Origin of the sequence: Pseudomonas sp. FP2338 (assembly GCF_030687515.1) — a bacterium.
GTDB classification, from domain to species: Bacteria; Pseudomonadota; Gammaproteobacteria; order Pseudomonadales; family Pseudomonadaceae; genus Aquipseudomonas; species Aquipseudomonas salomonii.
This window is the reverse complement of record NZ_CP117436.1, coordinates 3031337-3044372: the sequence shown is the minus strand read 5'-3', so window position 1 is coordinate 3044372 and position 13036 is coordinate 3031337. Positions and strand designations below refer to the sequence as shown.

The 13036-nt window shown below is 59.9% G+C and carries 11 protein-coding genes; 6 read left to right on the top strand and 5 right to left on the bottom strand.

Annotated features, from left to right (window positions below; genetic code table 11):
- Window positions 1-3: 3 nt before the first annotated feature.
- From efeO (PSH96_RS13755) to efeO (PSH96_RS13745), 3 genes are read left to right on the top strand one after another with little or no spacing between them, the layout of a single operon-like run.
- Complete coding sequence (efeO, locus tag PSH96_RS13755; protein ID WP_305459707.1) at window positions 4-1206, top strand: iron uptake system protein EfeO; 1203 nt, start codon at window positions 4-6, stop codon at window positions 1204-1206.
- A gap of 14 nt (window positions 1207-1220) precedes the next feature.
- On the top strand, window positions 1221-2537 hold the full coding sequence (gene efeB / locus PSH96_RS13750; RefSeq protein WP_305459706.1) for an iron uptake transporter deferrochelatase/peroxidase subunit: 1317 nt from the start codon (window positions 1221-1223) through the stop codon (window positions 2535-2537).
- A 25-nt stretch (window positions 2538-2562) separates the two neighbouring features.
- Window positions 2563-3381, top strand: coding sequence for an iron uptake system protein EfeO (gene efeO / locus PSH96_RS13745; protein ID WP_305459705.1), 819 nt, complete (start codon window positions 2563-2565; stop codon window positions 3379-3381).
- A gap of 62 nt (window positions 3382-3443) precedes the next feature.
- On the opposite strand, the gene PSH96_RS13740 is transcribed toward efeO (PSH96_RS13745), so the two are convergent.
- From PSH96_RS13740 to pssA, 3 genes are all read right to left on the bottom strand, one after another.
- On the bottom strand, window positions 3444-4022 hold the full coding sequence (locus PSH96_RS13740) for a hypothetical protein (RefSeq protein ID WP_305459704.1): 579 nt from the start codon (window positions 4020-4022) through the stop codon (window positions 3444-3446).
- 170 nt (window positions 4023-4192) lie between these two features.
- Window positions 4193-7630 (bottom strand): hypothetical protein, encoded by a 3438-nt coding sequence (locus PSH96_RS13735; protein WP_305459703.1) that lies wholly within the window; start codon window positions 7628-7630, stop codon window positions 4193-4195.
- A gap of 149 nt (window positions 7631-7779) precedes the next feature.
- Window positions 7780-9123: a CDP-diacylglycerol--serine O-phosphatidyltransferase gene (pssA, locus tag PSH96_RS13730; RefSeq protein ID WP_305459702.1), complete on the bottom strand. Its 1344-nt coding sequence runs from the start codon at window positions 9121-9123 to the stop codon at window positions 7780-7782.
- A 125-nt stretch (window positions 9124-9248) separates the two neighbouring features.
- On the opposite strand from pssA, the gene PSH96_RS13725 reads away from it, so the two are divergent.
- Both PSH96_RS13725 and PSH96_RS13720 read left to right on the top strand, forming a co-directional pair.
- Window positions 9249-9812, top strand: coding sequence for a TetR/AcrR family transcriptional regulator (locus PSH96_RS13725; protein ID WP_138453363.1), 564 nt, complete (start codon window positions 9249-9251; stop codon window positions 9810-9812).
- A gap of 54 nt (window positions 9813-9866) precedes the next feature.
- A complete protein-coding gene (locus tag PSH96_RS13720; RefSeq protein ID WP_305459701.1) occupies window positions 9867-10346 on the top strand; it encodes a nuclear transport factor 2 family protein in 480 nt (159 codons plus the stop codon).
- A gap of 133 nt (window positions 10347-10479) precedes the next feature.
- Here PSH96_RS13720 and PSH96_RS13715 read toward each other — a convergent pair whose 3' ends face one another.
- On the bottom strand, window positions 10480-11634 hold the full coding sequence (locus tag PSH96_RS13715; protein ID WP_305459700.1) for a PQQ-dependent sugar dehydrogenase: 1155 nt from the start codon (window positions 11632-11634) through the stop codon (window positions 10480-10482).
- Window positions 11635-11646: 12 nt separating this feature from the next.
- Window positions 11647-11964 carry a hypothetical protein gene (locus PSH96_RS13710; protein ID WP_305459699.1) on the bottom strand — a complete coding sequence of 106 codons (318 nt, stop codon included), beginning with the start codon at window positions 11962-11964 and terminating at the stop codon, window positions 11647-11649.
- Window positions 11965-12160: 196 nt separating this feature from the next.
- On the opposite strand from PSH96_RS13710, the gene PSH96_RS13705 reads away from it, so the two are divergent.
- Window positions 12161-13015, top strand: coding sequence for a Ku protein (locus tag PSH96_RS13705; RefSeq protein WP_305459698.1), 855 nt, complete (start codon window positions 12161-12163; stop codon window positions 13013-13015).
- The last annotated feature ends 21 nt before the right edge of the window (window positions 13016-13036 follow it).

Sequence of the window (13036 nt, the reverse complement as noted above, 5' to 3'; positions counted from 1 at the left end):
CTCTTGTCCAACCCAACCCTTCAACCGGCACCGCCGTCGCGGGCCCTGCGCTGGGCAGTGGCCGGCTCAGTGGTGGTGATGATCGCCGCCGGTGCGCTGTTTTATTACGCCTCGCAACTGGCTGCCGCCAAGCGCCAGACCAACCACAATGAAATCGCGGTGACCATTCACGGCCACGCCTGCGAGCCGAATGAAATCAGCGTGCCCGCCGGGCGCGCGAGTTTTCGCATCATCAACCGCTCCGACCGCGCGGTGGAATGGGAAATCCTCGACGGCGTGCTGGTGATCGAAGAACGCGAAAATATCGCGCCGGGCCTAAGCCAGGTGATCAACGCCAACCTGTTGCCCGGCGACTATGCAATCACCTGCGGCCTGCTGAGCAACCCGCGCGGCACGCTGCATGTGACCCCGACCGCCGAGTCCGACGCCCAGGCCAAGGCCAAGCCGTCGATGGTGGCGTTTATTGGCCCACTGTCGGAGTTCCGGGTGTACCTGAGCGGCCAAGGCAGTGCGCTGGTCAAGGCCGTGACCGCGCTGCAGCAAGCAATTGCCGCCGGTGACCTGGCCCAGGCGCAGGCGCTGTATGTGCCGGCCCGTGAGGCGTATCAGCGCCTGGCTCCGGCCGCGCAACGCCTGGCGGAACTGGACAACGCGATCAACGCCCGCGCCGATTACTTCGAAAAACGCGAGCAAGACCCGGCGTTCAGCGGCTTCCACCGCCTCGAATACAGCCTGTTCCAGCAGCGCAGCCTTGATGGCATCGGCCCGGTCGCCGAGCGCCTGGTCACTGACGTCACCACCCTCAAGCAACAGTTGCTTGCGCAATCACTGCCGCCGGAACAACTGGTCAGCATTGTGGTGCGCAACCTCAACAGCCTGGCGGATGTGCGGGCCGCCAGCGGTGAAGAGGAGCGCTACAGCCATATCGACTTGAACGGCTTTGCCGCCAACCTGGAGGCTGCCCGCAAGGTGGTCGACCTGATGCGTCCATTGCTGACCAAATCGGCGGCGGACCTGCTGCCAAACATCGACAGCGCCCTGGAGGCCTTCGATGCCCAACTCAACAGTTTGAAAGTCGACGGCCAGTACAGCCGCTACGACAGCGTCACGGCCGACCAGCGCAAGCAGATCGCCGACAAGGCCAAGGCTCTGGCCGTTGCACTCGATGGAATCGACCCCGCCCTTGGCCTTTCCGGCCTGCAGTGAAGACGACCTAAGACATGAGTGATTCAGAACAGTTTTCCGCACACTTTTCAGCACAGCGCCGCCGCGTCCTGTTGGGCATGGCCGCCACCGGCGCCGCGATTGCCGGCAGCACCCTGACCTGCCCGGCCATGGCTGCCGCAGCCGAGCAAGTCACCACCGCACCGCGCAGTGACAAGACTCAGGACCATCATGACTTTTTCGGCCAGCACCAGACCGGCATCGTCACCCCGCGCCCGGCTTGCGGCATGCTCGTCGCCTTCGACGTGCTGGCCAGCGATCGCGAAGACCTGGAGCGCCTGTTCCGCACCTTGAATGAGCGCATCGCGTTCCTGATGACCGGCGGCACCGTGCCGCAAGTCGACCCGAAACTGCCGCCCACCGACTCCGGAATCCTCGGCCCGGTGGTGACGCCGGATAACCTGACCATCACCGTCTCGGTCGGCGAATCGCTGTTCGATGAGCGCTTCGGCCTGGCCCCAGCCAAACCCAAGCGCCTGAGCCGCATGGTTGGCTTCCCCAACGACGCGCTGGAGCCCGCGCAGTGTCACGGCGACCTGAGCCTGCAATTCAGCTCGAACACCCCGGACACCAATATCCACGCCCTGCGCGACATCGTGAAGAACCTGCCCGACCTGCTGCTGGTGCGCTGGAAACAGGAAGGCAGCGTACCGCCCCAGGCACCGGCCAAACCCGGTGAGCCGGCGCAGAGCGCACGCAACTTCCTCGGTTTTCGTGACGGCTCGGCCAACCCGAACTCCAACGATGCCAAGGCCATGGACCAGATCGTCTGGGTACAACCCGGCAGCGACGAACCGGCCTGGGCCGCCAACGGCAGCTACCAGGCCGTGCGTATCATCCGCAACTTCGTCGAGCGTTGGGACCGCACGCCCTTGCAGGAACAGGAAAGCATCATCGGCCGCATCAAACCGACCGGCGCGCCCATGGACGGCGACAAAGAAACCCAGGTACCCGACTACAGCAAGGACCCGCAAGGCAAGTTGACCAAGCTCGATGCGCACATCCGCCTGGCAAACCCGCGTACCCCGCAGACTCAGGCGAACCTGATCCTGCGTCGGCCGTTCAACTACTCCAACGGCGTCAACAAAAACGGTCAGCTGGACATGGGCCTGCTGTTCATCTGCTACCAGGCTGACCTGGAGAAAGGCTTCATCAGTGTGCAAACCCGGCTCAACGGCGAGCCCCTGGAGGAATACCTCAAGCCGGTCGGCGGCGGGTACTTCTTCACCTTGCCGGGGGTAACGGGGCCCAAGGACTTCCTTGGCCGCACACTGCTCGCTGCAACGCACTCTCAAACCACTGCCAACACCTAAAACACATCAGAGCGGAAAACGTCCCATGAAGAAGTCGATTATCGCGTTGTCGTTGCTAATGACCCTTTCACCGTTGGCAGCCTTCGCCGCCACCGCGCCCCTGGACCTGGTAGGCCCGGTGTCGGACTACAAGATCTACGTCACCGAAGAAATCGGCGAACTGGTCACCCAGACCAAGGCGTTCACCGATGCCATCAATAAAGGCGACCTGGCCACCGCGCAGAAGCTCTACGCGCCGACCCGCGTGCACTATGAGTCCATCGAGCCGATCGCCGAGCTGTTCAGCGACCTCGACGCTTCGATCGACTCACGTGTCGACGACCACGAGAAAGGCGTGACCGCTGAAGACTTCACCGGTTTCCATCGCATCGAGTACGTACTGTTCTCCGAGAAAACCACCAAGGGGCTGGAAGCGCTGACCGCCAAGCTCAACACCGACGTCAACGACCTTAAAACCCGCGTGGACGGCCTGACCTTCCCGCCGGAAAAAGTCGTCGGCGGCGCTGCAGCGCTGTTGGAAGAAGTGGCGGCCACCAAGATCTCCGGTGAAGAAGACCGTTACAGCCACACCGACCTGTATGACTTCCAGGGCAACATCGACGGCGCGAAGAAAATCGTCGACCTGTTCCGTGGCCAGATCGAGAAGCAGGACAAAGTCTTCCTGGCCAAGGTCGACAAGAACTTTGCCACCGTGGACAAGATCCTCGCCAAGTACAAAACCAAAGATGGCGGTTATGAGACCTACGACAAGGTCAAGGACACCGACCGCAAGGCTTTGGTGGGCCCGGTCAACACCTTGGCTGAAGACCTGTCGATGCTGCGCGGCAAGTTGGGTCTGAACTGATTAAACACCCAGGTGTTCGTGCGGCCCTCGGGGGCGGCCGAACACCTGGGCGCTCAAAAACATCAAACGGCGTCGGGTGTGAAGTGCTCCAGCGGCGTCCCTTCGGGTTTATGGCTTATGGGGTTACCGTCGCGTATCACAACGCCCATAACGTGATCATTGAGTACCCGTATGGTTTCGGGCTTCAACGCTTGAGAACGGAACCACGCCTGGACGGATGGCTCATTAACCGCCTGGTTGTACATCTCGATGAAGGGCTCTACGGATGATTTTTTAGGATTGGCTTTTTCATCCGTTTTGCCAGTGTTCAACCCGTTAACCAACCGTTTCTGCAGCGCAATGTCCGCCTTTTCAGCGTCAGCTGTTGCGGGGTATCGCCGCCCGACGTTGCCTGCTTTGGCGGGTGGCACCGCTGCGCTTTGAACGTCAGTGTCACGTTTAACCCGGCCTGCCTGTTCCTGCAGCTTCACCTCGCGCAATGACCTGGAATGATGCGTATGAGTTGGGCTGGGGCCTGGGGTCACAGCGATAACGGAGGGAGAAGCCGGTACATCGGGGGCGGGTAAGTGTGGGGTACTGACCTGAGCGGAGGAAGAAAGGGGTAAAACCGGAAAGCCACCTTTTGCAACGATTGTCGACATTCAAAAGCTCTCTACCGATTGGGTTGATGAGAGTTCTCGTCCCTAAAAACAGATGGCTAATAAAATATTAAGTAATGCGAAGTTGGGCCGTAGGAGTTTTCTCAACTAGGTGGTAGTAAAATCTTGGCAATAACACCCCCAAGCCTTGGCCAGGCTTGGGGGGGCGTTTTTTATGCAGCCGTCGCGTTCAGCGGTTTAAACCCGTCCAACGGGGTGCCGATCGGCAGATGAGTGGTGGGATCCGTCGCATACCAATAGCTACCCATTTGCACCGCTTGAACCAGCACCGAATAGTTGTGCCCATTGTGAGTGGCCATCTGCCCGGCAGGGCTTCGGATTGCCTGAGGTTGCTTCAGCGCGCGGCTCACGCCCAGGCATGTACGCATTTTTTCCTCCACAGAGCCCAGCGAGGTCAACAACGAAAGCTTGGGTGCTTTGTCCAGCAGTTTAGGCAGGGCGAATATGCCTCTGGTAGCGCCGTTCAGCAGGTCCGCCGTGCCATCCAGTGGGTTCAGGAAACCACTGACGACGCTGACCCCTTTTTCCAGTACACGAAAAGCCTTGGCACCGAAGGGCGCGACAACTTTTGTAGATTTGAACAAGGGTTTCACCGTCGAGCCTGCGCCCCCGAGAAGAGCGCCCACCGTGTCGATAATGAGCCCTCGCGTGCCGTCGACGATGTTGCCCTGCACCAGATCCATGATTGCTCCTACGAACGGAATCATGCCCAGCAGCACCTGGTCCCTGTGAGCCGATAGCTCGCGCTGTTGCTCCAACGGCAACTTGCCCTGAGCGAGCTTCAACACGGTATCGCGATGATGAACAAAGTTGCCCGACATTATGCGGTCGACAATCGTCTGGGTGCGGTCCGAAGAAAAACTGTTGGGCACTATCGTTTGCATATCGCTCTGCCCGGTAGACTGCGCAGGAGGCAAGGTATCCCCAATTTTTTCGATAATTATGCGTGGCGATTTGACGCCGGGCCTTGGCACTGCGTCGGAGCTGTAAGCCATAAAATCAAACGGTTCCTCTAAACCGTTCTGCAGTTTCGTTTCGGTGGGCGCCCAAGGCCCGTACACCTTGGTGTGGTTTTGCAGTTCACCGCCCAGTTTCAATGTGTCCGGTAGATCATCACGTTTGATGATCAACAACTTATCCGGGAACACCTCGAAATAGCTGATCACACCCAAGTGTTCGCAACGTATCACCGTACCTTTGCGCCCTCGCCGCTCCTCCACCTGATCGGGTGTCTGGTCCACAGTGGGCACGTCGTCCACTTGTTCACGCAGTGCAAACAGCTCGACCTTGCCAAGTTCCAGGGCCTGGCGATCAGCCAAAGGCAGGTTGGCAATCATGCGTTTGGTGACGGTGCTCAAGCCCTGCTTGAGGTTGGCCAGGTAGGTGTCGACCTCTGCGGGCAACTGGGCCTGCACATTCGGTAACTGAACGATTTTGGCATTCAGGGCCCGGACGTTTGCATCAATAGCGTCCTGGTCCGCTTTGCTCAGGTCCTGGTTGAAATCAAACGGGGTTTTGCGGGTGGGCGATTTTGGCAGCGCCTGCCCCGGCGTCAGGAGCATCCAGCGGCCCTCAGCCAGGTCGTCGGTCATGTACGTCTCGACCAACGGGCGTGTTACCGGCTCCGACGGCTTCTTGTTGCGACGCTCATTTGGGTCTGCAATATACACGCGCAACGCTTTTATTTGCTCAACGCTGAGATCGGGAAAGACTTGCTGCAAGTTCTCAATCGCGCGTTTTTCTCGTGTCGGCAGCGCCACATTGAAGTGGTTCAAGGCTTGAAGGAGCTGCGTGCGCTGCACGTCGAAAGCCTCGTTGGCCTGCTGGTACATCTGGGGTGTATAGCGCCCATCCGCCGGTCGGGTGTAGACGCCCTGCATCATGCCCCAATCGAGTAATGCGTCCATCCCGTAATTATCGAGTATGGCGGCCTCTTCCGGCGTGCGCGGGTCCAGCCGGCTGAGTGCCATAACCTGCGCGTAACTCATGGCACGCGAAACGCCGGCGCCGCCCTGACGCTCGGCAAACATGACGCCCAGGCGCAAATCTGCCCATTCAGGCGAACCTATGCGCAGCGTGTCGGGAATGCCCCGTACAAGAAACTCAGGCGCAGCATTGGCCAGCAACAAATGGGCCACGAGCGGCGCGGCTCGGGGATCGAGTAGTTTGTTCCGTTTGAGATGGGCTTCGAGATCCCTGCGTACTTCGCCCATACTGCGCCCACTGTTGGCTGACTGATACACGTCATAGCCGGCGATTGTGCCTGGACGTGCCGCCGCCTGCGGATCAATTTTGAGTTTGATGGCAGCGATGATCCACTGCTTGCGTTCAGCGTCTGTCAACTGCTGGGTGCCAGACGCCCCATGAAAACGCCGGTCAAACGCTAAGCTATCACCCAACAGCAATACCAGCGGGTCACTTAGCAACTGGCTGATGAAGTGATCGGCTTGAGTACGCAAGTCCTCGGGCGTATGCCGATCGAGGATACCTCCCGTATTGAGTAGCCCAAGCATGGGGTCGCTCGAGTTGCCATCAGTTTGGTCCTCTCCCACCGCAACCAGCGCGGCTTTATCGGCGGCAGACAAGTCTCCGGGTGCCCAGGTGTGGCCTAACAGGCCGGAGTAATTTCCCAACGGTGCAGGCGGCGGTAATGCCGTGGTCAGCCAGCGCACGGCATTACGCAACTCACCCACGGTCTTGGGCAATGACAATCCATAAGCCTGTAAGGCGTCGCTGATCCCGACCTTGCCGGCTTCGTTACGGGTCAGTCCTGAGGTGCTGCTGACCGGCACGGCCAACTCGGCCAATTCCACGGTTTGCTCATCGGGCTTGTCTGTGATGTGTTGAGTCAGGACGCCTGCCAGATGAGCGCGCTCATCCAGGGCGCCAATCGCTTGCCTGGCTGTTTGCACGCGAATGCCGAGTTCAGCCTTGTTTTCGGGTGCTGACCAGTCAGCCGCCGCCAGTGCTTGCTGAGCTTGCGTCACAGTGGTATCGCCGCCGGGCGGTTGCACTCCATACCAACGCATGACCGCATTGCGCGAAAAAGTACTGCCGTTGGGGCTGGCATATGGCAAACCTGCGCCTTCAGGGTCAAGCCCCTGGGCAGCGGCACGCAGCCTTGCACTGACTTCCCACCAACCGGATGCATCGCCGGTAGTAAAGGTTTGCACGCGGGTGACACCGTTAAGGGTTACGTTGCCCGTCACCGAGTGCGGCTTGATCACCACCGTCGATAATGCCATGCCTTTTTTCAGAAACCAGGCATGGATTTCAGGTGTGTTAAACGCGTGCCGGTAGGCGTCGAAGAGCGGAAAAATTGTGCTATCGGCAACCAGATTCACACGCCTGTCTGCTGCATGAACCAAGGCCTGGCTGCCCAGCGCAGTCTGCAGCATATGGTCGGCAGTGGCAGAGGCCTCGGCAGTGGCTGTGGGCAAAGAAGGGAGTGTCCAGGCCGGGGGGGCCTGCGGGTCAAGGCTGCGCTTGGGCCGAGCCGGCGTGTCGGCAGGGCGAATCAGATCAGGTGCCGTAGGCAGCACCTGTGGAGTAAACGTTCGCGCTTGATAGAGTGGCGAGATGTTCGACATTTCTAGTTCCTCTGTACCAGTGAGTGGCAAGAGTTCTCGTCCCTAAGAACTGTCTAGGGCGAAATGTACGAAGTTGGGCCGCGCCCAGGTGCAGGCAAACTCTCAAAACAGCGAAGGCCATAAGAGAGTTTGCTGTAGGTAGGTACCGATTACAGGATTCTGTAAAGCAGCCGCTCGATTCGTACCCGACTGACCCGGCGTAGGAACCTGCCCACCGCTGGCGGATACTCCACCAACGTCTGCAAGTGTTGATACCGCTCGATACGCGTGGTGTGCTGGAAGATCTGCGCGAGCTCTGTGCGCCGCGGCGCCAGCCACTCGCCCTTGGGATCATCGATCAGCAGGGCATTTTCCAGATCCAGGCGGAACGCCCGTGGGTTGAGGTTGTTGCCCGTCAGCAAGGTGTAACGCTGGTCGACCCACATCCCCTTGAGGTGATAGGTATTGTCACCGTCACGCCACAGATGCAGGTTCAACTGGCCGCTGTCGATCATCGGTTGATGGCGTTTGGCGAAGCGGCGCAGGCTGATTTCATACAGGTAAGGCAACGCCGAGATCACCTTGAACGGCTCGCTGGGCGGAATGTAGAAATCGTTGGCGGTTTTGTCGCCGACGATAATGTCGACCTTCACCCCACGCGCCAGGGCGCGGTTTATTTCGCGGGTCACCGGCAGCGGCAGGTTGAAATACGGCGTGCAGATGGTCAGTTGATGCTGGGCACTGGCGATGAGTTCGAGGATCACCCGGTTCAACGGGTTGTTCTTGCCCACACCCAGCAACGGGCTTACCGACAAGTGCCCATTGGGCAGCAAACCCGTGGTGGTGTCGTAGGTCGCGTGCTTCAAGCGGCTACGCAAGTCACCGATGTCATTGCGCAGGCTGCGGGTGGTCGGCAGGTTTGGCAGGTCCAGGCGATGCACGGCCTTGGACGCGACCAGGCCGTGTTCCACCAGGTGTTGCATCGAGTCAGCCAAGGGCTTGCTGTGGATCAGGTGATAGCGGTCAAAGCGGTATTTGTCGAACTTGTGCAGGTACACATTGTTCAGGCTGGCGCCGCTGTAGAGCACGCTGTCATCGATCACAAAACCCTTGAGGTGCAACACGCCGAACAGTTCGCGGGTTTGCACAGGCACGCCATACACCGGCACTTCGCTGGCGTGGGAGTGGGTCATGGCCTGGTACCAGGCGCTGTTGCCCGGCTGCTTGCCGGCGCCGATCAGGCCGCGCTGAGCGCGCAACCAGTCAACCACCACCACGATATCCAACTCGGGCCGTGCCGCCTTGGCAGCATGCAAGGCGTCGTAGATTTCCTGCCCCGCTTCGTCCTGCTGCAAGTACAACGCAACGATGTAGATGCGCTGGGTGGCCTGGGCGATTTTTTCCAGCAGGCACAGGCGGTACGCAGCGGCACCGGACAGCACGTCGATGGCATCGGGAGACAGCGGGAAACCACGCAGTTTGGGCAGCAGGGAGCGTTTGAAGAACGACGGCATAAGGCTCGCAATGGGTCGAATCCGAAGAGGCACAGAGCTTACACCATGGGGCTGCTCAGGTCTCGCCGCGGCAGATGGAAAAAATTTAATTGACCAAGAAGAACGATCGTTCTACTGTCCACACCATGAACGATATCAACAGCAATGAAACCCGCGACATTATCCTTGACGTCACCGAGAAGTTGATCTATCGCCACGGCATCGCCGCCACCGGCATGGAGTTACTGGTGAAAACCGCCGGCGTCTCGCGCAAAAGTATTTACCGTTACTTTGCCAATAAAGACGAACTGGTCATCGCCGCCCTGCAACGCCGCGACGCACGCTGGATGCAGTGGCTACGCACTGAAGTGGAACGCAGCGAAGGCAGCGGCGAGCGTCTGCTGGCGCTGTTCAGCGCACTCAAGGCCTGGTTTGGCTCGGCAGACTTTCGCGGTTGCGCCTTTATCAACACCAGTGGCGAAACCGGCGATGCGCAAGACCCGGTGCGCCTGTTGGCCAAGGCGCATAAACAAAAACTGTTCGAGTACGCCCTTGAACTGTGTAAAGCACATGGCACCCCCGACCCCGAACGGCAGGCCGCGCACCTGCTGATCCTGATCGATGGCGCCATTACCGTTGCCCTGGTCATGGGCGATTCAACAGCGGCTGATAATGCGCAATGCATGGCGCGAACGTTATTGGGGCTTTGAACGCACACGCTGAGCAACTTTCGACACCACTTTGGTCTTTACAGGAGCTGCCCCATGTCATCGACAGCAGAACAACGCCCTCCACTGCCACCGTTTACGCGTGAATCGGCGATTCAAAAAGTGCGCCTGGCCGAAGACGGCTGGAACTCCCGCGACCCGCAACGGGTGTCGCTGGCGTATACCCTGGACACGCAATGGCGAAACCGCGCCGAATTTGCGCATAACCGCGAAGAGGCCAAGGGTTTTCTCACGCGCAAATGGGCCAAGGAACTGGATTATCGGCTGATCAAGGAGTTGTGGGCATTCACCGACAACCGTATCGCCGTGCGTTATGCCTATGAGTGGCATGACGACTCCGGCAACTGGTTCCGTTCCTATGGCAACGAAAACTGGGAATTCGACGAAAACGGCCTGATGGCCAACCGTTTTGCCTGCATCAACGATCTGCCGATCAAAGAAACCGAACGCAAGTTCCACTGGCCGTTGGGCCGGCGCCCGGATGATCATCCGGGGTTGTCTGAACTGGGCCTGTAAGCCTTACGCAAACCAAATAGGGGAGCTGGCTTGCCTGCGATACAGACGATTCGGTTAATCAGGAACACCGAGGCGATACTATCGCAGGCAAGCCAGCTCCCACATTGGCCTATAAGCCTCTGTCATTCCTGATTCAGTCCTGATTCAGCCCGACGCGATACAGCACGCCCTTGTCCTCATCGGTCAGCACGTACAGGAATCCGTCCGGCCCTTGGCGCACGTCGCGAATCCGCGCTTTCAACCCGCCCAGCAGGCGCTCCTCATGGATCACCTTATCGCCATCGAACTGCAGGCGAATCAACTCCTGGCTGGCCAACGCACCGATAAACAGGTTGTGATCCCAGGCTTTGAAACGCTCGGAGTCGTAGAACGCCATGCCACTGATGCCGGGGGACTTTTCCCAGACGTGGTGAGGTTCCACAGTGCCCTCCACGGTCTTGCCCTTGGCTTCCGGAATCGGCGTCAGCGAATAATTGATACCGTGGGTTGCCAGGGGCCAGCCGTAGTTCTTGCCGCGCTCGATGATGTTGATTTCATCGCCGCCGCGCGGGCCATGTTCGTTTTCCCAGATCGTGCCGCTCCAAGGGTTCAACGCCAGCCCCTGAGGGTTGCGCTGGCCGTAGGACCAGATCTCCGGGCGCACGCCCTGCTGGCCCACAAAGGGGTTGTCGTCCGGCACACGGCCGTCCGGGTAAATGCGCACGACCTTGCCTTGCAACTTGTCCAGGTCCTGGGCCGTCGGCCGGTCATTGTTCTCGCCCAGGGTCACAAACAGGTAGCCATCGCGGTCGAAGGCCAAGCGCGAGCCGAAGTGATTACCGGTCGACAGCTTGGGCTCCTGGCGCAATATCACCTTGAAGTCTTTGAGCCCGCTCAAGTCATCGGCCAAGCGCCCACGCCCCACGGCAGTGCCGGCCTTGCCACCCTCGCCGCCGCCTTCGGCATACGACAGGTAGACCAGGCGGTCCTGCTTGAAGTCTGGCGACAGCACCACGTCGAGCAAACCGCCCTGCCCTTTGGCCCACACCTGCGGCACGCCAGTCAGCGGCGCGGACAGCTTGCCGTCCGGGCTGACAAAGCGCAGGTGGCCAGGGCGCTCGGTCACCAGGAAGCCTTGTTTGTCCGGCAGAAACGCCACGGCCCACGGGTGGTCGAGGCCTTTGGCAATGGGGGTGGCGGTGATGCTGCCTTGTTCGCTGGGGAACTGCTGGGCATCCGCCGCCATGACGGCCGTCGCGGGCAGCAGGGTTGCGCAAAGAGCGGCTAACAGGGTTTTACGTAGGAACATAAGACGGAGTCCTTACCGGCGATTGCCGTTGGCATCGTAAGTGGGCGCTTTGGGTGCAGTGGCTGGACGGCTCGGGGCCGCGTTACGGGTCGGGTAACGATTGCCGATACCACCGTTTTCGACGGTGGGTGCAGGGCCGGTCGGCGCGGGTTGTACCCCACGGGTGGTGGCCGGCGCATTGGGTTGGGTGCCCTGCATGCTGTTCGGGTTAGCCCGATGGATTGGGCTGTTATTGGTGTTGTAGCTGCCGGGCAGGTTCTGCGCCTGGGCCAATGGCGCGATGGCCAGGCCCAGCGCGACTACGGCGAGGTAACGCACACAGCTGTTCATGACAAAACCTCTTTGGGGCGAGTAGTACGTGCTTTCGATAACACGCTACGCCTTGGGTTCGGCTTTCGACATTAAATAGTTTCTCATCAGATGTAACACGATCTGTCCGCGCATCTGTCCGCGCATCTACCAGCCGAAACTTTTGCGCCCGCCTGCGAGTCACCAGAACACCGACACTTCTCAAGGAACCGCAGCCATGCCAAGGGCAATCTGGAAAGGCGCCATCAGTTTCGGCTTGGTCCATATCCCGGTCTCGCTGGTCTCGGCCACGTCCTCCCAGGGCGTTGATTTTGACTGGCTGGACAAACGCAGCATGGACCCGGTGGGCTACAAGCGCATCAACAAAACCACGGGCAAGGAAGTCACCAAGGACAATATCGTCAAGGGCGTGGCCTTTGAGAAAGGCCGCTACGTGGTGCTCAGCGAAGACGAAATTCGCTCGGCCCACCCCAAGTCGACCCAGACCATCGAAATCGTTGCCTTTGTCGCCGCCGACCAGATCCCGCTGCAAAACATCGACACGCCCTACTTCCTGGCCCCGGACAAACGCGGCGGCAAGGTCTACGCACTGCTGCGTGAAACCCTGAAAAAAACCGCCAAGGTCGCCCTGGCCAATGTGGTGCTGCACACCAAGCAGCACCTGGCAGCGCTGATGCCGCTGGAATCAGCGCTGGTCCTGGTGATGCTGCGCTGGCCCGCCGAAGTGCGCAGCCTCGACGAGCTGGAACTGGGCAGTGACGTGACCAAACCGAGCCTGGCCAAGGGCGAATTGGACATGGCCAAGCGCCTGGTCGAAGACATGAGCGCCGACTGGCAGCCGGACGAATACCGCGACAGCTTCCAGGAAAAGATCATGGCGCTGGTGGCGAAAAAGGCCAAGGCCGGCAAGGTTGAAGACGTTGAGAGCCAGGCCGGCAGCGAAGAGCGCAAATCGGCCGATGTGATCGACCTGACCGAATTGCTCAAGCGCAGCCTGGCCGGCAAGCCCGCCGCGAAAAAGCCCGCGACCAAAAAACCGGCCGCGAAAAAAGCCAGCAAAAAGGCCTCTTGAGCCCGCCATCAGCCGGAGAAC